Source organism: Labrys sp. ALF-8, from assembly GCF_059699065.1.
Map to the genome: position 1 here is coordinate 2,741,855 of NZ_AP048537.1, position 19,890 is coordinate 2,761,744.

19 protein-coding genes and 1 riboswitch are annotated in these 19,890 nt (G+C 64.2%); of the genes, 6 read left to right on the plus strand and 13 right to left on the minus strand.

Translation table 11 applies throughout. The annotated features are described in order from the left end of the window. A complete protein-coding gene (locus tag AC6H34_RS12645) occupies nucleotides 1-852 on the plus strand; it encodes an ABC transporter ATP-binding protein (RefSeq protein WP_497539035.1) in 852 nt (283 codons plus the stop codon). Continuing rightward, nucleotides 852-1,679, plus strand: a complete 828-nt coding sequence (locus tag AC6H34_RS12650) for a dipeptide ABC transporter ATP-binding protein (RefSeq protein WP_448149635.1) — start codon at nucleotides 852-854, stop codon at nucleotides 1,677-1,679. Before AC6H34_RS12645 ends, AC6H34_RS12650 begins: the two co-directional genes overlap by 1 nt. A gap of 39 nt (nucleotides 1,680-1,718) precedes the next feature. Here AC6H34_RS12650 and AC6H34_RS12655 read toward each other — a convergent pair whose 3' ends face one another. Next, nucleotides 1,719-3,110, minus strand: coding sequence for a peptidoglycan-binding domain-containing protein (locus AC6H34_RS12655; protein WP_497539036.1), 1,392 nt, complete (start codon nucleotides 3,108-3,110; stop codon nucleotides 1,719-1,721). Between the two features lie 151 nt (nucleotides 3,111-3,261). Further along, nucleotides 3,262-3,876, minus strand: coding sequence for a TetR/AcrR family transcriptional regulator (locus AC6H34_RS12660; protein WP_497539037.1), 615 nt, complete (start codon nucleotides 3,874-3,876; stop codon nucleotides 3,262-3,264). A 174-nt stretch (nucleotides 3,877-4,050) separates the two neighbouring features. Between AC6H34_RS12660 and AC6H34_RS12665 the strand changes: the two genes are divergently transcribed. After that, nucleotides 4,051-4,515, plus strand: coding sequence for a cupin domain-containing protein (locus AC6H34_RS12665; protein WP_448149632.1), 465 nt, complete (start codon nucleotides 4,051-4,053; stop codon nucleotides 4,513-4,515). Nucleotides 4,516-4,569: 54 nt separating this feature from the next. Here the strand turns inward: AC6H34_RS12665 and recD2 are convergent, their stop codons facing one another. The 10 genes from recD2 to thiC form a co-directional block, all read right to left on the minus strand. Next, a complete protein-coding gene (gene recD2 / locus AC6H34_RS12670; protein WP_497539038.1) occupies nucleotides 4,570-6,798 on the minus strand; it encodes an SF1B family DNA helicase RecD2 in 2,229 nt (742 codons plus the stop codon). Between the two features lie 62 nt (nucleotides 6,799-6,860). Further along, nucleotides 6,861-8,093, minus strand: coding sequence for an MFS transporter (locus AC6H34_RS12675; protein ID WP_497539039.1), 1,233 nt, complete (start codon nucleotides 8,091-8,093; stop codon nucleotides 6,861-6,863). 165 nt (nucleotides 8,094-8,258) lie between these two features. Beyond that, nucleotides 8,259-8,912 (minus strand): outer membrane protein, encoded by a 654-nt coding sequence (locus AC6H34_RS12680; RefSeq protein WP_448149629.1) that lies wholly within the window; start codon nucleotides 8,910-8,912, stop codon nucleotides 8,259-8,261. Nucleotides 8,913-9,417: 505 nt separating this feature from the next. Then, a complete protein-coding gene (locus AC6H34_RS12685) occupies nucleotides 9,418-10,071 on the minus strand; it encodes an outer membrane protein (protein WP_497539040.1) in 654 nt (217 codons plus the stop codon). Nucleotides 10,072-10,564: 493 nt separating this feature from the next. Next, nucleotides 10,565-11,356 (minus strand): bifunctional hydroxymethylpyrimidine kinase/phosphomethylpyrimidine kinase, encoded by a 792-nt coding sequence (thiD, locus tag AC6H34_RS12690; protein ID WP_448149627.1) that lies wholly within the window; start codon nucleotides 11,354-11,356, stop codon nucleotides 10,565-10,567. Then, nucleotides 11,353-11,967: a thiamine phosphate synthase gene (locus tag AC6H34_RS12695; protein WP_497539041.1), complete on the minus strand. Its 615-nt coding sequence runs from the start codon at nucleotides 11,965-11,967 to the stop codon at nucleotides 11,353-11,355. The genes thiD and AC6H34_RS12695 overlap by 4 nt, the downstream gene beginning before the upstream one ends. Continuing rightward, nucleotides 11,964-12,746 (minus strand): thiazole synthase, encoded by a 783-nt coding sequence (locus tag AC6H34_RS12700; protein ID WP_448149625.1) that lies wholly within the window; start codon nucleotides 12,744-12,746, stop codon nucleotides 11,964-11,966. The genes AC6H34_RS12695 and AC6H34_RS12700 overlap by 4 nt, the downstream gene beginning before the upstream one ends. 119 nt (nucleotides 12,747-12,865) lie before the next feature. After that, nucleotides 12,866-13,063 carry a sulfur carrier protein ThiS gene (gene thiS, locus AC6H34_RS12705; protein WP_448149624.1) on the minus strand — a complete coding sequence of 66 codons (198 nt, stop codon included), beginning with the start codon at nucleotides 13,061-13,063 and terminating at the stop codon, nucleotides 12,866-12,868. Next, complete coding sequence (locus tag AC6H34_RS12710) at nucleotides 13,060-14,055, minus strand: FAD-dependent oxidoreductase (protein WP_497539042.1); 996 nt, start codon at nucleotides 14,053-14,055, stop codon at nucleotides 13,060-13,062. Before AC6H34_RS12710 ends, thiS begins: the two co-directional genes overlap by 4 nt. Next, nucleotides 14,039-15,880 (minus strand): phosphomethylpyrimidine synthase ThiC, encoded by a 1,842-nt coding sequence (gene thiC, locus AC6H34_RS12715; RefSeq protein ID WP_497539043.1) that lies wholly within the window; start codon nucleotides 15,878-15,880, stop codon nucleotides 14,039-14,041. Before thiC ends, AC6H34_RS12710 begins: the two co-directional genes overlap by 17 nt. Before the next feature lie 89 nt (nucleotides 15,881-15,969). After that, a riboswitch (TPP riboswitch) is annotated at nucleotides 15,970-16,077 on the minus strand. Between the two features lie 139 nt (nucleotides 16,078-16,216). On the opposite strand from thiC, the gene AC6H34_RS12720 reads away from it, so the two are divergent. Beyond that, on the plus strand, nucleotides 16,217-16,681 hold the full coding sequence (locus AC6H34_RS12720; protein ID WP_497539044.1) for a YbaK/EbsC family protein: 465 nt from the start codon (nucleotides 16,217-16,219) through the stop codon (nucleotides 16,679-16,681). 496 nt (nucleotides 16,682-17,177) lie between these two features. Continuing rightward, nucleotides 17,178-18,455, plus strand: a complete 1,278-nt coding sequence (locus tag AC6H34_RS12725) for an ABC transporter substrate-binding protein (RefSeq protein WP_497539045.1) — start codon at nucleotides 17,178-17,180, stop codon at nucleotides 18,453-18,455. Between the two features lie 102 nt (nucleotides 18,456-18,557). On the opposite strand, the gene AC6H34_RS12730 is transcribed toward AC6H34_RS12725, so the two are convergent. Next, nucleotides 18,558-18,965 carry a DUF2000 family protein gene (locus AC6H34_RS12730; protein ID WP_497539046.1) on the minus strand — a complete coding sequence of 136 codons (408 nt, stop codon included), beginning with the start codon at nucleotides 18,963-18,965 and terminating at the stop codon, nucleotides 18,558-18,560. Nucleotides 18,966-18,967: 2 nt separating this feature from the next. Between AC6H34_RS12730 and AC6H34_RS12735 the strand changes: the two genes are divergently transcribed. Then, the gene (locus AC6H34_RS12735; RefSeq protein WP_448149618.1) at nucleotides 18,968-19,876 is read left to right on the plus strand and encodes an AraC family transcriptional regulator; all 909 of its coding nucleotides are present in this window, start codon (nucleotides 18,968-18,970) and stop codon (nucleotides 19,874-19,876) included. The last annotated feature ends 14 nt before the right edge of the window (nucleotides 19,877-19,890 follow it).

The window sequence follows — 19,890 nt, forward strand, 5'->3', positions numbered from 1 at the left end:
ATGGCTTTGCTCGAGATCAGCAATCTCGTGGTCGAATTTCCGACCGCTTCGGGGCCGTTCCGTGCCGTCGACGGCATCTCGCTCAACGTGGACAGTCGCGAGGTTCTCGCCATTGTCGGCGAGTCCGGTTCCGGCAAGTCCGTCTCGATGATGGCGGTGATGGGGCTCCTGCCCTTCACCGCGACGGTCACTGCCGACAGGATGACGTTCGAGGGGCGCGACCTCTTGAAACTCAGTCCGGCCGAACGGCGCGAGATCGTCGGCAAGGACATCGCCATGATCTTCCAGGAGCCGATCGCCAGCCTCAATCCGTGCTTCACGATCGGCTTCCAGATCGAGGAAGTACTGCGCGTCCATATGGGCATGAACAAGCGCCGGCGCCGCGAGCGGGCCGTGGAACTGCTGCGCCTGGTCGGCATCCCCGAGCCGGAGCGGCGCCTCTCGGCGTTTCCCCACCAGATGTCAGGTGGCCAGTGCCAGCGCGTGATGATCGCCATCGGCGTCGCCTGCAATCCGAAGCTCCTGATCGCGGATGAGCCTACCACGGCGCTCGACGTCACCATCCAGAAGCAGATCCTCGACCTGCTCATGCGCCTGCAGGAAGAGCACGGCATGGCGCTGATCATGATCACGCACAATATGGGCGTGGTGGCGGAGACGGCCGACAGGGTCATCGTGCAATACAAGGGCCGGAAGATGGAGGAGGCCGACGTGCTGAGCCTCTTCGAGTCCCCCAGGAGCAACTACACCAAGGCATTGCTCGCGGCCCTGCCCGATAACGCCACCGGAGATCGCCTGCCGACAATTGCAAGCTATCTTGGGCGCGACGGCACCTTCACGGAGGCCGTGTGATGGCCGATATCGTCGTCCGTGCCGAGAATATCGTGCGCGACTATCACGTGCCCGCTACCTTGCTGCGCAAGGGGCAGACAGTACACGCCGTCAAGGGCGTGAGCTTCTCGGTGGAGAAGGGCAAGACGCTTGCCATCGTCGGTGAAAGCGGCTGCGGCAAGTCCACGCTTGCCCGCATCCTGACCCTGATCGACCGGCAAACTGCCGGCGAGCTCTTCATCGACAATGCCTCGATCGACATCAAGCGCGACGGCGTCTCCAGCGCCATGCGGCGCAAGGTCCAGATGGTGTTCCAGAACCCCTATGGTTCGCTCAACCCACGCCAGAAGATCGGCGATGTGCTGATGGAGCCCCTTCTGGTCAATACCAATATGCCGGCGGCCGAGCGGCGTGAGCGCGCGATGAGCATGCTCGTCAAGGTCGGCCTCGAGGAAAGGCATTTCAACCGCTATCCGCACATGTTTTCAGGCGGGCAGCGCCAGCGTATCGCGATCGCCCGTGCCCTGATGCTCAATCCCAGCCTGCTGGTGCTGGACGAGCCGGTTTCGGCCCTCGACCTGTCGGTCCAGGCACAGGTTCTCAATCTCCTGGCCGATCTGCAGGACGAGTTGAACCTGACCTACGTCTTCATCAGCCACGATCTTTCGGTCGTCCGCTATATCGCGGACGATGTAATGGTGATGTATTTCGGCGAGGCCGTCGAATATGGCTCGCGCGACAAGGTCTTCAGCGATCCGCATCACGACTATACGAAGAAGCTGTTCGCGGCGACTCCCCGCGCCGACGTCGACAGCATCAAGGCACGCCTGGCGAGGAAGCGGGCATAGGCCCTGCGTGCACGGACATCCTGCCCGTTGCACGCAGCTTCATGGTTTGCCGGGTGTGCAGGTCAGCGTCACCGACGCTTTCGTCGGATCCCCGCCCTGGCTGGGAGGCGCCGCGCCGTTGGCCCGCAGGAAGGCGCTGACGAAGAGGCCCTTCAGGGCGCTGGGGCCGCCATCGGCAGCGGACAGGCCCGCAAGAGCTCCATCCCCGTCGATGAGTGCGCCCGCGGCGCCGGCCGCAAGAGTCACGCGGCGCGTGTCGCCATTGGTTCCCGCGAGTGCGCTGACCGTCGTCGCGACGGGCGCGGCGCCCGACAAAAGCGAGACGGCTTCGTTCTCCGCAAGCGCCGGCAGTCGCCAGGCCAGCGGCTGGGCGCCCGCCGGCACAGGGCCTCGCACCAGAGCGATGTCGTTGTTGAGGTCGCCGCCGATCACCTTGGCCTTGCCACCGCCCTGCAGGGTGACCGTCTCGCAGCCGGCGATCACGCTGGCATAAGTGAGGATGTCGCCCTGGCTGGAGACGATGATGCCGATGCCGGTCTTCGTCGTCGCGGCAGCGCCGGGCGCCAGCGGTACGGGCGGGCCGGCGGGCCTGGGCGATTCCGAGGGCGCAGCAGGCTGGGGTTGCGGCTTGGGCTGCCCCTGTTGGGCGCCGGCCTGATCGCTGGCACCGGCCAATTTCAGCGAGGACGCCATGGCGATGGCGACGCGGTCGAAACGGGGCGAGAGGGCAGGATCCCAGCCGACGACGAAGCCCTTCGAATCCGTATCCGTCCTGATGAACCGGATATAGAAGGTCATGCCCTCATTGATCCCGCTCACCACGAAGAAATCAGGCCGCAGCAGGGAATAGGTCACCTTGCGCTTGGGATTCTCGGTCTTCAGCCGGGCGAACAGGGCCTCGAAACTCTCCTTTGCCGTTGGCAGGCTGAGAATATCGACCGTGGCCTGGTTCTTGGCGGCCTTCGGCGTCGCAAAATGCGGGCCGTTGCGGCCCTCGCTTCGGTCGGTCGTCACCTTGGCCGGATAGCCGATGGTGATGCCGCGCTCGGTGAGGGTATCAAAGCCGAAGGCCGAGGTGAATTTCGCTGCGTGCTGGGCCAGCACCTCGCGCTGCTGCGGCGTGAAGATACCGGTATCCTTGACGTTGATGCGCTTCTGGAAGGCGCGGATGGCGTCATAACTGCGCTTGCCCATCTCGCCTGAAGGCAGGGTGTTGAGGTCGCCTGTCCAGATCAGGTCCTGCTGGATCGAGGCGAAGGCATCGGCTCCCATCGCCACCGCCGCGGCCTTGGCAGCATCGAAGGCGGGATCCGCGGCAGGCTTGGCGGTGTCGGCATCGGGAGCAGCCGGTTGGGTCTGGGCAAAAGCGGGGAGGGATAACAAGGCGGAGCCTGCCAGCACACAGGCCCCGATCGTCCGAATCGACAGCATTTTCACCCCCTCGCGTGGAACCGCCTCGCCCACCTCCTTTCTATAGCGCTGTTGTGTGACGGCAAGCGTTCTTCAGGAAACAAGGCCGTCCCAGCGGCAGAAGAAGGGATGTCGGGTCGTCCTGCAGGAAGGGCACCTGCAGAAACCGGTCTCACGCCAAATCCGGGTGCCCGGCAGCCTCGATCGCGCTACCGATCAAGCGAACCATCACGGCCCTGCGCCGCGTGTCTGAAATTTCCACCCGCTGCAGAGAGAGCCAGACGGGGAAATCCACCAGCGCGTGGACAAGGTGGAGAATCGGTCCGGACGGACTCTCCCGCGCCAGCGCCTCGCGAACGAGATCGGCGACGCCGGCCTCCACCGCCTTCAGGAAACCGTCGAGCTCGGCGATGTGAGATCGGTCCGTGCTCGCGCGCTCCAGGCGAAGCGCACCGCGCCGATAGAAGAGATCCAGTTCCTCGACCAGACGCTCCAGCCGTTCCTCGCGGGTCGCCAACCCCTGGAACAGAGCCTGGGCCTGTCCGGGCACGGGTGGCCTCATCTCTTCCCAGACATGGGCGCCGCAGGCGGAGACCAGTGCACCCAGGTTCGGAAAATGCCTGTGAACGGTCGCAGCGCCCACTCCGGCCGATTTGGCGATGTCGGCGAACGACGTTGATGCCACGCCTTGCTTGTCGTGCAGCAGCATGGTCGCCCGGACGATGCGCTCGCGCGTCTCGTCCTGCGCTGTCGCCCGCTGCCTCATCTGATAATTGCGTCGTGTCATTCAGAATCCAAATTGACGGAATCTATATTTCATGGAATATAGATTCCGTCAAATATGCTTACGATGGCTGGTTGCGGATGTCTGCGTAGCCTGTCTGGTCTCGACGCCCTTTCCGGCCGATATGCCCAACATTTATCCAAGAGCGCTCTTGCAACCCGAGCGGGGGATAGTTTCATGCATGGCACCGTTGAAGCGAACAGCCACTGTGGCGGCGAAGAGGTCCTTTTCCTGGGCCTGCCGACCTGGATCAAGGCCAGTCGCCAGAACACTGGCGGCAGGCTCAGCCTGATCGAGCAGATCATGCCGGCTGGCTTCGAGTCGCCCTGGCATGTCCACCATTCCGAGGACGAGTCCTTCTACGTGATCGAAGGGGCCATGACGGTCATCGTCGGCGGCAACAGGATCTCGCTTGGCCAGGGTGGCTACGCCTTCGGCCCGCGCGGCATCGCTCATGGCTTTCGCATCGACGGAACCACGCCGGCCCGCATCCTCCTGTTCACCACGGGCGGTGACTTCGCCGATTTCATTGCCGAGACCAGCGTTGCACGTGATACGCCGCCCTCGCCCCCCGACATGGGGAAATTGATGGCTGCGGCGGCTCGCCATCAGCTCGAAATTCTCGGACCGCTGCCGCAATAGCGAAGATTTGGATACCGCCATACCCGGCTCGTCTGGGACATCCGGCGGAGATTTTCAGCCCGCGTCGCGGACTTGTGCCGCCAGTTTCTCGCGCAGCCTCGTCCAGCGCCGGCGCCCCATTGCGTCCTCGGCCGCCATGCGAAGCGCCCGGCGCTCGGCCACCACGACCACGAGGCGCTTGCCGCGAGTGATGGCGGTATAGAGAAGGTTGCGTGCCAGCATGGGGTAGTGGGCGTTGGAGATCACCACCACCACGGCCGGGTATTCCGAGCCCTGCGCCTTGTGGATGGTCGTCGCGTAGGCCGGCACAAGGCTTTCGAGCTGGGCGGTGGTGTAATGGACGTCCCGGCCCTCGAAGCTCACGGTGAGCTGGCCCGCCTTGGGATCGGTGCGGGTGATGAAACCGATGTCGCCGTTGAAGATTTCCCGGTCGTAGTCGTTGTCGATCTGCATGACCTTGTCGCGCGGCGCGAAAGTGCCCGACTCTCGGGTGATCGCTCCCTCACGTCCGGGATTGAGCACCTCGCGCAGGGCCTGCGTCAGCACCAGGGAGCCGAGCGGCCCCTTGTTCATCGGCGTCAGCACATGGATGTCGCGCACCGGATCGAGGCCGAAGCGGCGCGGCAGGCGGTTGGTGACGATGTCGAGCACCTTGTTGGCGCCATCCTCGGCGGAAGCCATGTCGACGACGAAGAAATCCCCATCCTCAGGGCTCTTGGCTCCTTCCGGGACCTCTCCATGGTTGATGGCATGGGCCGCGGAGATGATGCGGCTTGATTCGGCTTGGCGGAACACTTCCGTCAGCCGCACGACAGGGATGACGTCGGAGGCGATGACGTCGGCCAGCACCTGGCCGGGGCCGACGGACGGAAGCTGGTCGGCATCTCCCACCAGGACAAGGGCGGCGCGCGGCGAGAGGGCGTCCAGCAAGGCCTTCATGAGCTCGATGTCGATCATGCTTGCCTCGTCGGCGATGACGAGGTCGGCATCCAGCGGATAGGCCTTCTGGCGCCGGAAGGTGCCGGAGGCCGGATCGATTTCCAGCAGGCGATGGATGGTGCGGGCATCCTGGCCGGTACTTTCCGACATGCGCTTGGCGGCCCGGCCAGTGGGCGCGCACAGCGCGATCGTCACCTCGCGGCGGTCGAGGGCCTTGATGATGGTATCGATGATAGTCGTCTTGCCCACGCCGGGGCCGCCGGTGATGACGAGGAGCTTGGAGGCAAGCGCGGTTTCCACCGCGAGGGCCTGTGCCGGGGCAAGGCGCTTCCTGGTTCTCGCTTCCGTGTCGATCACCGCCTGGCTGAGCCCCTCCTGCCGCCAGGGAGGAGTTCCGTCGGCCATCTGCCTCAGCCGCGTCGCGACTGCTTCCTCCGCCTTCCAGAGTGTCGGCAAGAAATAGGAGGGAGCGCCGTCGATGGTGTCGCCGATGATCAGCTTGCTTTCGAGGAGGTTCGAGGCGGCGGCGTTGAGCAGATATTCCTCGACCTCCAGGACGCGCGCCGCGCGCTCGAACAGCACGTCGCGGGGAAGGCCGCAATGGCCGTTCGTCGCGGCCTCTCCGAGCGCCCAGAGTAGTCCCGCCGTCAGGCGTGAGATATCCTCGCGATCATGGCCGAGGCTGAGGGCGAACTGGTCGGCGGTGCGGAAGTCGAAACCCTTCACCTCGCGCGACAGGCGATAGGGATCGGCCTTGATCAGTTCGACCGCATTGGCGCCCAGCGTCTTCTGCACCGTGGCGGCGCGCGTGGCGCCGAGGCCGTGCTCGGTGAGGAAAAGCAGCACGTCGCGAAAGCCCTGCTGCGCGCTCCAGCCCTCGCGGATCAGCTTGATGCGCTGCAACGTCAGGCCGAGGACCTGGCCGAGACGCTCGGGCTCGCTGTCGAGCACCTTGAGCGTATCCCTGCCGAAGGTGGCGACCAGCTTCTTGGCCGTCTCCGGTCCGATGCCGCGCACGAAGCCCGAGGCCAGGTAGCGCTCGATGCCGGATGCCGAACCAGGCGGCGTGGTCTGGAGAGCCTCGGCCTTGAATTGCAGCCCTCGTTCGGGATCGATGTTCCAGCGCCCGCTTGCTTCGAGCTTCTCGCCCGGCGCGATCGCCGCGGTGCGCGCGAGCACCGTGGCGAGGTCCCGCCGGCCCTTGACCTTGACCTTCAGGACGGCGAAGCCGTTTTCCTTGTTGTGGTAGGTGACGCGGTCGACGATGCCGGAGATCGAAAGGTCATCCGGAACGGCCTCGGTGGAAGCCGGCTTCGAATCGCGTTTGAAGGAGGAGCTACGCATCGCCGCACCATGGGCAGGTACGCCGTGGTTGTCGAGCCCTCCCCGATGCCTGCCTCGCCCCGCTAGGCGCCCCGCTCCGGAAATCTGTTCGCATCGCGCAGGGGCTTGAACAGCTGCGACCACACGAGCGCCACCAGGATCGTGCCCAGCCCGCCGAGCACCACGGCTGGTACGGTGCCGAAAAGGCTCGCGGTCATGCCGGATTCGAATTCGCCGAGCTGGTTCGAGGTGCCGACGAACATCGAGTTGACGGCGCTGACGCGCCCTCGCATGGCATCAGGCGTGCCGAGCTGCACCAGAGTGGATCGCACCACAACGCTGACCACGTCGGCGGCTCCCATCGCGATCAGGGCAGCCATGGATAGCGGAAACCAGGTTGAGAGCCCGAAGATCACGGTGCCAAGGCCGAAGACCACGACGGCGCCGAACATCTTCAGGCCGACGCGGCTTTTCATCGGCCAGCGCGCCAGCACGAGCGACATCAGAAGCGCGCCGATGGCCGGAGAAGCCCGCAACGCGCCGAGCCCGAGGGAATTGGTGTGAAGGATGTCGCGGGCATAGACCGGCAACAGCGCAGTGGCGCCGCCGAGCAGAACGGCGACCATGTCGAGCGAGATGGCACCCAGGATGATCGGGCGGCTGCGGATGAAGCTGAAGCCCGAAAAGACGGATCGCAGCGTCGGCGGCTCCCGCACGGCCGGAGGCGCCAGGATCTTCAGCAGGGAGACCAGAACGGCTGCGAGCAGGTAGAAGACGCCGACGAAGAGATAGGCGTGCCCCGGTCCGGCAATGTAGAGCAGGCCTCCGAGAGCGGGGTCGATGATCGTGGCTGTCTGGATGGCTGAAGCCGAGAGGGCGAGTGCCTTGGGAAGGGCGGCCGGGCTTACCACCATGGGCAGTAGTGCGGCAGTGGTCGGCGCTTCGAAGGTGCGGCACGCGCCGATGAGCACGGCAGCGGCGAAGATCACGTGCGGATTGATCGCGCCTTGCCAGGAGGCGAGCGCCAGCGACAGGGCGGTGAGCCCCTCGATGACCTGGCACGTGCGCACGATGACCCGCCGGTCGAACCGGTCGGCGACATGACCGGCTGGTATCGTCAGCAGCAGCATGGGCAGGAACTGGCACAGGCCCACGAGGCCGAGGTCGAAGGTGGAGTTGGTGAGGGCATAGATCTGCCAGCCAATGACGACGGAAATGATCTGGAAGCAGCTCGTCGAAAGGACACGAGCCGACCAGAACAAGACGAAGCCGGTATGGCGGAGCAGGGACGGAACGTCGCGAAGGGCGGTGGACATTACGTACTTTCGGATAAAACGACTGAAATAAAGGAAAAACACTCTTTGCATCGGTCTCTATCAGGAGTCGCCGACGGGTTTGAAAGTCTCTTGGCCCCATGCCCAAAAAAAGAAAAAGCCCGGCTTTCGCCGGGCTCTTCCTACACTATGATCCAGATACGCGGATCAGAACTTGTAGCTGACGCCGAGGTTCAGGTCGGCGCCGTCGAACTTGACCTTGTGACGGGTGCCGGCCAGGTTGACGTTCTTCGAGCCGAGGTCGACATAGCGAGCTTCGCCGCGGACCAGCCAGTTCTGGTCGATCGCGTATTCGACACCGGCACCAGCCGTCCAGCCGACGCGGGTGTCGGAGTTGGAGCCGACGCCTGCGATGCTGACCTTCTGGTCGCCATAGGCAACACCGCCGGTGATGTAGGGCAGGATGTTGTCGAAGGCGTAGCCGATACGAGCGCGGGTCGAACCCTGCCACTCATTCTTGAACTTGGCGCGGGCAACAACAACGCCGTCCGTGACGGTCTTGGACTTGCTGAAGCTCGAGTAGTCGATGTCCGTCTCGAGACCGACGACGAAGCCACCGTCGAACTGGGCATTGTAGCCGGCATGCACGCCGCCGATGAAGCCCGTGCCGTCAAACTTGGCGGCGTCGACCTTGCCCTGGCCGATGAAGGCGCCGGCATGGAGACCCGCGTAGAAGCCGGTCCAGTTGTAGACGGGAGCCACGACGGGAGCCGCAGGCTCGACCGACTGGGGAGCGAGGTCAGCAGCGAAGGCCGAGGTCGAGGTGAGCAGGAGAGCCGCGAGGGCCAGACGCATTTTCATTTGAATAATCCAGAACCAGAATTCAGAGTGCCTCCATATAGACGCAAATGACGCATGGAGTCTGTAGCGTTTAGGCAACACTGCCGATAAAATTGAGACCGAGGATTAGATGAAGCAAAAGAACGGCCTCTATTTTTATATAGTTAATCATTAGTTAAACTTGCTAAATTTGAATCTCAAGAAGAAACAATATTGCAGTTTTGGCCCAAACGTGGCCGTTAAATATTGGTTAATGATGAGTTTATATTTATAGAATCGTAAAATGAAGCAAATATTATCACGGAACAGGCCTGCGGCTAGGCCGTCTCCGGCGCAGTTTAGCGGAGCCGAAATCCGGCGGGAATGCCCGTTAATCCGTGACGGGCGGCCATTTGGGGCCGATGTCTCTCTCCAGGCCAGCGACCTGCTCGAATGGCCTTGGGTCGGGTGAGGCGCTTTTGCATGGGACAAAGAAAAAGCCCGGCTTTCGCCGGGCTCTTCCTACGCAATGATCCAGATACGCGGATCAGAACTTGTAGCTGACGCCGAGGTTCAGGTCGGCGCCGTCGAACTTGACCTTGTGACGGGTGCCGGCCAGGTTGACGTTCTTCGAGCCGAGGTCGACATAGCGAGCTTCGCCGCGGACCAGCCAGTTCTGGTCGATCGCGTATTCGACACCGGCACCAGCCGTCCAGCCGACGCGGGTGTCGGAGTTGGAGCCGACGCCTGCGATGCTGACCTTCTGGTCGCCATAGGCAACACCGCCGGTGATGTAGGGCAGGATGTTGTCGAAGGCGTAGCCGATACGAGCGCGGGTCGAACCCTGCCACTCATTCTTGAACTTGGCGCGGGCAACAACGGCACCGTCCGTGACGGTCTTGGACTTGCTGAAGCTCGAGTAGTCGATGTCCGTCTCGAGACCGACGACGAAGCCACCGTCGAACTGGGCATTGTAGCCGGCATGCACGCCGCCGATGAAGCCCGTGCCGTCAAACTTGGCGGCGTCGACCTTGCCCTGGCCGATGAAGGCGCCGGCATGGAGACCCGCGTAGAAGCCGGTCCAGTTGTAGACGGGAGCCACGACGGGAGCCGCAGGCTCGACCGGCTGGGGAGCGAGGTCAGCAGCGAAGGCCGAGGTCGAGGTGAGCAGGAGAGCCGCGAGGGCCAAACGCATTTTCATGGAACTAAACTCCAAACCGAGAAATCACAGTGACTGGATATAAGCAGAAAGCGTTGACAGAGTCTGTAGCGTTTCAGCCACAGTGGCTTCCCGCTTGGTGACGGCGTCGCGCAGATTCCAAGGCGAAATTAAGACGCCGCTTCCGCGGATTTGTAGTTAATCTCTGCTTAAGTCATCAAAATATACCTATATAAGTTTATAAAAAAATCGATATGAAACCAAAACTTGTGATTTTCCTAAATCATTACATATATAGAATATAAATGGATCAGAATTAAATTATGAATTTCCCTAGTTGTGAACATGCGCGTCGCTGCAGTTTATGCTTTGAGGAAATTTGACACGGCTCCGAAACACAGAAGCGGCCAATAGAGTCCCACGGCAGGCGTGCAAAGAACATGCCCCATTTGCGCCACATTATGGGGCGGAATGTGACTTCGGATTGCTTTGCTGCAATATGGCGGCTGCCTTGCGTTTAGTGCATGGCTAACTACTAAACCGCTGAAGGAGGGATCGCCGGGCCCTTTCCATGGCCGATCTGGAGGTTTTTGCCAGCGTCCAGATTCCTTCTGAGCCATGCCTTTGCATTGGTGGCGGCCGAATCGAGGGGCTGGCCAAGAGCCAGGCATGCCGTCAGCGCGGAGGAAAGCGCACAACCGGTTCCATGGGAGTTCACGCTATCGACCCAGGTCGAAGCAAGACGCCGGACGTCCGCCCCCGACACGAGGATATCCACCGCCTCCTCGAGAGGGGCGTGGCCGCCCTTGATCAATACGGCCCGCGGCCCGAGGGCGAGAAGGGCGGCGGCCTGTATCTGCATGGCCTCTTCGCCGTTTGCCTCCTTGCAGCCCAGAAGCGCGGCTGCCTCCGGCAGATTTGGCGTCAGGCAGGCCGCGAGCGGCAGGAGGCAGCCGCGGAGGGACGCGATCGTTCCGGCACGGCCCAACGCGCGGCCGGTACTGGCCGTCATCACCGGGTCGAGCACGATCGGCAGGGAGGAGCCGGCGAGAATCGTGGCGATCACTTCGGCATGCTCGTGGCTCGGCACCATGCCGATCTTGATGGCTCTCACCTCGAAATCGGCGAGGACTGTCTCGATCTGGGCACCAAGCACGCCGGGGGGGACTTCGTGGATCGCCGATATGCCGAGCGTGTTCTGCGCGGTGACCGCCGTGATGGCGCTGGTGCCGTGCACGCCAAAGGCGCGAAATGCCGCCAGATCGGCCTGGATGCCCGCGCCGCCTCCGGAATCCGATCCTGCGATGGTCAGGGCGGCCGGCGTCACCTGGCTGCTGCCCGCGTTGCCGCCAGCCAGGCCCGGACGCGGGAGCGGGGGGCGGGATGCCGGGTGACGTCGCTCACCATGGCAATCGCATCGGCTCCGGCATCCAGGCAATCCTGGGCGCGCTCCAGGGAAATGCCGCCAATGGCGACGAGGGGGCGGGTACCTGCCAGACCTTTCCACTCGCCGATGCGTGGCAGCCCCTGCGGCGCGAAGGGCATCGCTTTCAGCGTGGTGGGGTAAATCGGACCGAGGGCGACATAGTCCGGTTCGAAGGAGAGTGCCCGGGTAAGCTCCGAATGATCATGCGTACTGAGCCCGAGCCGGAGGCCGGCGGCGCGGATGGCCGGCACGTCGGCGTCATCGAGGTCGCCCTGGCCGAGATGCACGAAACTCGCATCCGCCTTGATCGCAGCCCGCCAGTAGTCGTTGACGACGAGATCGGCTCCGGCGGCCTTGCACAGCGCCAGCGCGGCCTGAATGTCCGGCAAGGCCTCCTCGTCGGTGCGGTCCTTTATACGGAGCTGGATCAGTTTCGCGCCTTCCTCAACCAGGAGGGATACCCAGTCGACGCTATCGACGACGGGGTAGAAAGGGTCGAGCCGAAAGGTCATGCGAACACCGCCTGTCCGAGAAGAGGGGTCGAGGGCACGGCCATGTCGCGTGGCGTCATCGGATCCGCGAGGAAGGCGAGGCGCCCGGCCTCGATTCCAAGGGCGAAGGCGCGCGCCATGCCGACGGGATCGCCGGCCTTGGCCACGGCGGTATTCAGCAGGATGGCGTCATAGCCGTGCTCCATCGCTTGCGCGGCATGGGAGGGCGTGCCGATCCCCGCGTCGACCACCAGGGGGATGCCGGGGAAATGCGCGCGCAGGGCCCTGAGGCCGTAGACATTGTTCAGCCCCCGGCCCGAGCCGATCGGCGCCCCCCAGGGCATCAGCACACGGCAGCCGGCCTCGACCAGCCTCTCGGCGACCACGAGATCTTCGGTCGTATAGGGAAACACCTCGAAGCCATCCGCGACGAGGATCCGGGCAGCCTCGACCAGGCCGAAGACATCCGGCTGCAGCGTATCGGCCTCGCCGATGACTTCGAGCTTGATCCAGCTGGTGCCGAACACTTCCCGAGCCATCTGGGCCGTGGTGACCGCTTCCTGCACGGTGTGACAGCCGGCGGTGTTGGGCAGCACGCGCATCCCCAGGGCGCGGATCAACTGCCAGAAGCTCTGGCCGCTGCGCTGCGTTCCCGCCTCCCGCCGCAGCGATACGGTGACGAGTTCGGTCCCGCAAGCGCGTATGGCGTCAGTGAGGATGGCGGGCGAGGGATATTGAGCCGTACCCAGCAGGAGACGCGAGGAGAGGGGAGTGCCGTAGAAGGTGAGCGGATCGCTCATGAATCGGGTCCTTTCGAAAGGGACGTCAGCCTCGGGCCGGGTTAGGGAATCCGCCCGTGTCCGGGGGCGTGACGCTCGCAGGTGGGCAAGGCGCGGACAGCATGACCGCGCACCCGGCGTCACCCTCCTTGCATCGGAGCGAGGATCTCGACGGCGTCGCCGTCGCGCAATGGCGTCTTCCCGCGGTCGGTCGCGCGCACGAATCGGCCGTTGACCGCGGTCGCGACCACGGCCTCTCCGAGGTCCAGCACGTCCAGGAGATGCGCGAGGGTATCCGCCGCTTCCTCGCGCTTCTCGCCGTTGATGGTCAGCGTCATATGAGAATCTCCTCGGGCTGCAGGATCTGGTCCGCCGCTTCTCTCGCCAGAGCCGGCGAAAGCAGGAAGCCGTGACGGTACATGCCGTTGAGAGCGAGCACGCGGCCCTGACGGGTCAGGCGCGGCAGGTTGTCGGCAAAGGCGGGGCGCAGATCGGCATCGAGCTCGACGATCTCCGCCTCGCCGAAGGCGGGATGCAGGGTGAAGGCGGCATTGAGCAGTTCCATGATCGAGCGGGCCGTGGGTGGTCCCGCATGCTCGCTTTCGATCATGGTCGCGCCGATCATGAAGTGGCTGTCGGCACGCGGCACGATGTAGAGAGGAAACCTGGGGTGCAGGAAGCGCACCGGCCGCGACAGCGTCACCCCCGGGGCGCGGACGATCGCCATTTCGCCCCGCACGCCGCGCAGGCCCGGCAGCGAACCGCGAGCCGCGAAGCCCCGGCAGTCGAGCACGCCGTCCGCCTCGATTGCCATGGGATCGGCCTCGACGCCGAAGCGGAAGGTCGCGCCGAGGCGGGGGAGCGCAGCCGCGAGAGCCGCGAGCGCCAGCCGGGGATCGAGATGCGCCTCGCGCGGGAAGAAGAGCCCCTGCCGGAAACGTCCTGCCAGGCCGGGTTCCAGTCTGGCGACGCCGGACGCGTCGAGTTGCACATGTTCCCGCGTGCGGCGCGCGAAGCGGGCGATATCGCCTTCGTCGCGCGGCGGAGCCACCACCAGCGTGCCCTGCTGCACCGTCCCGGCGTAGTGGCGCGGCCACCAGTCGAGTGCGAACTGGCCGCCCTCCTCGACGGCGGGCTCGGCGCTTTCGCGCTCGCACCAGGGCGCCAGCATACCTCCCGCGAGCCAGGAACAGGCTCGTGCGCCCAGGACCGGCGCGCGCTCCAGGATCTCGACCTCGGCGCCTCGCTCGGCACATTCGATGGCGGCGACGAGGCCGGCGACGCCGGCCCCGACGACGGTAATGCGGGTTCTCCTATCCGGCCGGGACATAAAGGGCCCCGCCCTGTTCGAGAAATTCGCGCGATTTCGCGGCCATCCCTTCCTGGGCTGCGGCTTCAAGGGCGCGAACTTCCTCGCGCAGATCCTGGGTGATCTTCATCGAGCAGAATTTCGGGCCGCACATCGAGCAGAAATGCGCCACCTTGTGCACATCCTTCGGCAATGTCTCGTCGTGGAAGGCGCGCGCCGTATCCGGATCGAGCGATAGGTTGAACTGGTCCTCCCAGCGGAAGTCGAACCGAGCCTGCGAGAGAGCGTCGTCGCGGATGCGGGCGGCCGGATGGCCCTTGGCCAGATCCGCCGCATGCGCGGCGATGCGATAGGTGATGACGCCGGTCTTCACATCGTCTCGGTTGGGCAGGCCGAGATGCTCCTTGGGCGTGACGTAGCAGAGCATCGCCGTGCCGAACCAGCCGATCATCGCGGCGCCGATGCCGGAGGTGATGTGATCGTAGCCGGGGGCGATGTCGGTCGTCAGCGGTCCGAGCGTATAGAAGGGAGCCTCGCCGCAGGCGGCGAGCTGCTTGTCCATGTTCTGCTTGATCTTGTGCATCGGTACATGGCCGGGGCCTTCGATCATGACCTGGCAGCCCTTGTCCCAGGCAATCCTGCCCAGTTCGCCCAGGGTTTCGAGCTCGGCGAACTGGGCCGCGTCGTTGGCATCAGCGATCGAGCCTGGCCTCAGGCCGTCGCCCAGCGAGAAGGAAACGTCATAGCGGCGCATGATGTCGCAGATCTCGTCGAAGCGTTCATAGAGAAAGCTTTCGCGATGGCCGGCGAGGCACCACCGCGCCATGATCGAGCCGCCGCGCGAGACAATGCCGGTGACGCGCCGGGCCGTCAGCGGCACATGGGCGAGCCGCACGCCGGCATGGATGGTAAAGTAGTCGACGCCCTGCTCGGCCTGCTCGATCAGCGTGTCCTTGAACACTTCCCAATCGAGCTTGAGCGGGTCGCCGTCGACCTTCTCCAGCGCCTGGTAGATCGGCACCGTGCCGATGGGCACCGGCGAGTTCCGGATGATCCAGGAACGGATATTGTGGATGTTCCGTCCGGTGGACAGGTCCATCACCGTATCGGCGCCCCAGCGTGTGGCCCAGACGAGCTTCTCCACCTCCTCGGCCGCACCGGAGGTGACGGCCGAGTTGCCGATGTTCGCGTTGACCTTCACCAGGAAGTTGCGGCCGATCACCATCGGCTCTATTTCCGGATGATTGATGTTGGCCGGCAGGATGGCCCTGCCGCGCGCGATCTCGTCCCGCACGAATTCCGGCGTCACGAAGTCGGGGATGGCGGCGCCGAAATCCTCTCCGTCGGCCCGGCGGGCGGAGGCCCCGTCCAGTGCCTGCTCCCGGGCCAGGTTTTCGCGGAAGGCCGCATAGACCATCTCCTCGGTAATCAGTCCCGCTCGGGCGAATTCGAACTGGGTGACCATTTGTCCGTCGGCCCCGCGGCGCAGGACGCGCTCGGCCGGACAGGGCTGCACCAGCCGTTCCGCCGAGACGTTGCCGTTGTCCTCGGGCTTGACGGTACGGCCCTCGACGGCAGGAAAGCCGCGAGATGCGATCCAGGCATCGCGGATGGCTGGCAGACCCTGCTTCAGATCGATCGCCGCGTCATCTTCCGTGTAGGGGCCCGAGGCATCGTAAACGCGCACCGGCTCCAAGGCAGCGTCACTGAGGCGGATTTCGCGGAATGGCACGCGCATCAGGGGATGCGAGGACGGCGCTGCGTAGACCTTGCGCGACCCTTCGATCGGCCCTGTGGTGACGCTCTGCGGCGCCGCCGTCTTGTCCTTGGGGGCTTGGTCGTTCATGGATCTCCTCCTCGAAGCGAGTTGTGGAGATCCGGGGCGACGATTGTCTGGGAGACCGGGTATCGCAACCTGGTCCTTGGGCCCAATTCGAGGCCCGCAGTTCCCGTCCCTTCGCCGGCATGACCCGGATCAGGTTCGAAGGGTTCGGTTCTGGACCATCTCAGCCCCGCTTGCGCGGGACACCCCTCGGAACGGCAGACAGCCTAGACCCGGAATCGTCATCCGTCCAGAGGGGCGTGATTGTCGGCGCAGATGCCGCGCATATGCGCGGATTTTGGCTTGGGGTCGCGGCGCTTCTTGGCTACCGTGCCCCTTTCATGTTCGTGGGCTCCCTCCATGCCGCATTCCGTCGATCGCGTCCGGCAGGCCTTGTTGGCTGCCGGCCATCCCGACACCATCGCGCAGTTCGCCAAGGGCACGCATACCGTGGCCGAGGCGGCGGCTTCCGTTGGTTGCAGCGAGGCGCAGATCGCCAAGTCGATCATCTTCCGGGCAGGCGAGACGCCGGTGCTGGTGGTTGCGTCGGGGGCCAATCGCATCGATCGCGCCAAGGTGGGCGTGGTGCTGGGGCGTAAGATCGAGCGAGCCGATCCGGCCTGGGTTCAGCACGTGACGGGTTTCGCCGTCGGAGGGGTGGCGCCGGTGGGGCATCTCGCACCGGCGCTCATCCTGATCGACGAGGATCTGCTGGCCCTGGATCCGGTCTGGGCCGCAGCCGGCTCGCCGACGCACGCCTTCCGCACTTCGCCGAAGGAGCTTGTCCGCGTGACAGGCGGCACGGTGGCCGACGTCAAGGCCTGAGCGCAGCGCACTCCATTGGTTGCCCTTGACGTAAACTGGACTGCGCCGGCGAATGGAAAGCGCCGAGCTGCATGCCATGCCGGCGCAGAGGCATTGCGTGAAGTATGGAGCGCTGTCGTTCTCCTGTCACCAAGGCCCTTGACGGGCTGGGGCAAGACATATCAAACTCTGCCAAAATGGCGCGAAAACGCGCAAGCGCCCCGCAGCCGGGGCGCCCCTTCTACTGACATCGACTGGCCGACAGCGGCGGTTCGCCTTTCATGACCCCGCACCGAAATGCCCGAGTTTGTAGTATGGTAGTGTCCCACATTAAAGTTTCCGGCCGGAGCAACCGGTCGGCGTCCGTGGGTAAAGGAAGGGTCAGAGTGCCGATGCGCTAAGTGTCCAGATCCCGAATTTCACATGCAGCCACGCATATCGGCCACAGAAGCCGAATGCCGGCGAAGCAATGCCGGAGTAGGTCTACTCGGCAACAGAATATAAAGAGGAAACGCTGATGAACAAATCCAAGGTCTACGGCACCGCTTTGGGTGCTGTCATGGCTTTCGCCGCGGGCACGCTTGCTGCCAACGCGGATGCCATCTGCAAGAACACGGTGCGCGTGCTGGCCCAGCCCCAGGACAGCCTCGCTCTCAACGAGAAGAACAAGGACGAATTCGAGAAGCTGAGCGGGGCCAGCTTCCAGATCGACTACCTCAATGAAAATGATCGGCGCGCCAAGTCCCGGGCGGATGCTTCCACCATCGGAAAATACAACGTCTACTACATCGACGAGGCGAATGTGGCGCTCTTCGCCTCCTCGAAATGGATCTATCCAATCCTGGACTACTATCCGAAGGAATTCGACTACACCGATTTCGATCCCGGCCGCCAGAAGGTCGCGACATTCGAGGGCAAGCCCTATTTCGCGCCGATCACCGGCGGCGGCGATCTCATGGTCTATCGCAAGGACCTCTTCGACAAGGCCGGGCTGAAGCCGCCCACGACGCTGGATGAGCTGATCGGCGATGTGCAGAAGCTGCACGATCCCGACCATGGCGTCTATGGCATCGCCCTGCGCGGCCAGCGCGGTTCGGGCGCCAATGTCTGGCGCTGGATGCCCTATTTCAAGGGTTTCGGTGGCCAGTGGTTCGATGGCGACAAACCGACCTTCGATTCCGACGCCGCCGTGAAGGCGACGCAGACCTACCTCGATCTGTTCAAATATTCCGCGCCCGGCACCAAGACCGGCAGCTGGGATGAATCGACGGGCGCATTCCTGTCCGGTCAGGTGGCCCTGCTGATCGAATCGAGCCCGCTCGGCGCTCTGGCCCTCGATCCCAAGGTGTCCAAGGTGATCGACAAGGTCGGTTTCGGCGCTCCACCCTCTCCACTCACGGGCGGCGGCTATGCGCATGGCCTCGCCATCGGCGTGAAGGGCAACAAGGATGAGGATGCCCGCAAATGCGCCGGTCTCTTCATCGCCTGGGCGACCTCGAAGGAGAACGAGAAGCGCAATCTCGATGCCAGCAATTTCGGTGGCCTCAATCGCACCAGCATCCTGAGCAGTCCGGAATTCAATGAGAAGTTCAGCGCGGATCTTTCAAAGGCCCTCTCCGACACGGCGAAGGTCACCGCCGTCAATTTCTGGCAGGATGCGGACTGGCCGGCTCTCGGCGACCGCTGGGGTATCGAACTGGAAGAACTGATCGCCGGTACGCGCACCGATATCAAGGGTAGTCTGGATGAGCTGAAGGACTATGCCCAGGAACTGGTAACCAAGAAAAAGAAATAACATAGCCGGCTCAATAAAAAGATTGGCCGCTCCCGCGAGGGAGCGGCCCATTCCTTCATGGCTATCGATCCGGGCTCCAGCCATATCTGCCCGTGAACGCCCTCATGGGTGCATCCGGGCGCCCCTGGTGAGCTTGTCGACAAGCTTCCGATCTGTCCGCATGCCGATGCCGACCACCCTGGCGTCCTCGGGCGCATGTTCGGCGAAGACGGCGCGGTTGGCGGCGTCGTGACCGGTAGAGAACATCTCCTCGATATAGAGCGAGGTGCGTACGCCGCGTTCCAGCGTCCTGCGATGGATGGCCGCCATGGTCGCGGCATCTGCAGCGAGAACGATGGCGGGCTGCACCGAAAGTGCGTTGTAGAGATGGCCGGCACGGTCCCGATAGGGCTCGCCGATGATCTCGGGCACCTGCCCGACGATGCCGCTGGCAAGAAAAGCCGTCACGTTGAGCGCCTGCCAGGGCGCGAGATCGTCTCGCAATATGATCGCAAATTTTGTATCGAACATGGATGGGTACTTTCCAGGCTCCACTGCCGTCGGGTGATGTGCCGCTTCCCTTAGAGCGGCAGGCCCTCCATGGTCTTGAACGTTTGTGTGAGACGGCCGAGAGCATTCTCACGGCGCCGGCCCTGCCGGGCATCGAGCGCATCGAGGCGCGCTTCCGGGGCAAGGTCTTCGAGATGCACCGCCACGACACCTACGCCGTCGGCGTTACGCTCGGCGGGGTCCAGACCTTCCAGTATCGGGGCATCTCGCGCGCCAGCCTGCCGGGCCAGGTAATCGTGCTGCATCCGGACGAGGTGCATGACGGGGGGGCCGGCACCGAGGCCGCTCTGCACTACCGGATGATCTATCTGGAGCCGTCGCTGCTGCTGCGCGGTCTCGGCGAAGGCGTGCCAGGCCTGCCCTTCGTGCGCCTGCCGGTCTTTTCCGACGTGGAACTGCGCGACGATCTTCTTGCCCTGCTCGGCCCGCTCGACAAGGGGCTGGAGGAGCTTGCCTCCGGCGATCTCGTCGCCCGTATCGCACGCGGCCTTGCCCGTCATGCCGGCCAGCCGGTCAAGCCGCTCGGTGCCCTTGCCCTGCACCAGATCGAGCGGGCGCGCGACTACCTGGAGGCCCATGCCCTGGAGGCCGTCCGGGCAGACGAACTTGAGGATGTCGCGGGGCTCGACCGTTTCACTCTCTACCGTCACTTCCGGAAGGCGTTCGCTACCAGTCCGCACCGCTTCCTGCTGATGAGACGCCTCGGTTACGCCCGCACGCTGATCGAGGCCGGCGAGCCGCTGGCGGAGATTGCAGCCGCCACCGGCTTCGCGGACCAGAGCCACCTGACGCGCCACTTCAAGAAGGCCTTCGGCCTCACGCCCGGACGCTGGGCCGATCTTACGGAGAGGGGCCGGCGGCATGCGGCCTGAAACGTGGGCGCGGC

Excerpts from the sequence above, each read along its gene's own strand:
- AC6H34_RS12725 (WP_497539045.1), top strand. The coding sequence starts at position 17,178 with ATGAACAAATCCAAGGTCTACGGCACCGCTTTGGGTGCTGTCATGGCT.
- AC6H34_RS12655 (WP_497539036.1), bottom strand. The coding sequence starts at position 3,110 with ATGCTGTCGATTCGGACGATCGGGGCCTGTGTGCTGGCAGGCTCCGCC.
- AC6H34_RS12710 (WP_497539042.1), bottom strand. The coding sequence starts at position 14,055 with ATGTCCCGGCCGGATAGGAGAACCCGCATTACCGTCGTCGGGGCCGGC.
- AC6H34_RS12660 (WP_497539037.1), bottom strand. The coding sequence starts at position 3,876 with ATGACACGACGCAATTATCAGATGAGGCAGCGGGCGACAGCGCAGGAC.
- AC6H34_RS12720 (WP_497539044.1), top strand. The coding sequence starts at position 16,217 with ATGCCGCATTCCGTCGATCGCGTCCGGCAGGCCTTGTTGGCTGCCGGC.
- recD2 (WP_497539038.1), bottom strand. The coding sequence starts at position 6,798 with ATGCGTAGCTCCTCCTTCAAACGCGATTCGAAGCCGGCTTCCACCGAG.
- AC6H34_RS12700 (WP_448149625.1), bottom strand. The coding sequence starts at position 12,746 with ATGAGCGATCCGCTCACCTTCTACGGCACTCCCCTCTCCTCGCGTCTC.
- AC6H34_RS12650 (WP_448149635.1), top strand. The coding sequence starts at position 852 with ATGGCCGATATCGTCGTCCGTGCCGAGAATATCGTGCGCGACTATCAC.
- AC6H34_RS12665 (WP_448149632.1), top strand. The coding sequence starts at position 4,051 with ATGCATGGCACCGTTGAAGCGAACAGCCACTGTGGCGGCGAAGAGGTC.
- thiS (WP_448149624.1), bottom strand. The coding sequence starts at position 13,063 with ATGACGCTGACCATCAACGGCGAGAAGCGCGAGGAAGCGGCGGATACC.
- AC6H34_RS12695 (WP_497539041.1), bottom strand. The coding sequence starts at position 11,967 with ATGACCTTTCGGCTCGACCCTTTCTACCCCGTCGTCGATAGCGTCGAC.
- AC6H34_RS12685 (WP_497539040.1), bottom strand. The coding sequence starts at position 10,071 with ATGAAAATGCGTTTGGCCCTCGCGGCTCTCCTGCTCACCTCGACCTCG.
- AC6H34_RS12680 (WP_448149629.1), bottom strand. The coding sequence starts at position 8,912 with ATGAAAATGCGTCTGGCCCTCGCGGCTCTCCTGCTCACCTCGACCTCG.
- AC6H34_RS12645 (WP_497539035.1), top strand. The coding sequence starts at position 1 with ATGGCTTTGCTCGAGATCAGCAATCTCGTGGTCGAATTTCCGACCGCT.
- AC6H34_RS12730 (WP_497539046.1), bottom strand. The coding sequence starts at position 18,965 with ATGTTCGATACAAAATTTGCGATCATATTGCGAGACGATCTCGCGCCC.
- thiC (WP_497539043.1), bottom strand. The coding sequence starts at position 15,880 with ATGAACGACCAAGCCCCCAAGGACAAGACGGCGGCGCCGCAGAGCGTC.
- AC6H34_RS12675 (WP_497539039.1), bottom strand. The coding sequence starts at position 8,093 with ATGTCCACCGCCCTTCGCGACGTTCCGTCCCTGCTCCGCCATACCGGC.
- AC6H34_RS12735 (WP_448149618.1), top strand. The coding sequence starts at position 18,968 with ATGGGTACTTTCCAGGCTCCACTGCCGTCGGGTGATGTGCCGCTTCCC.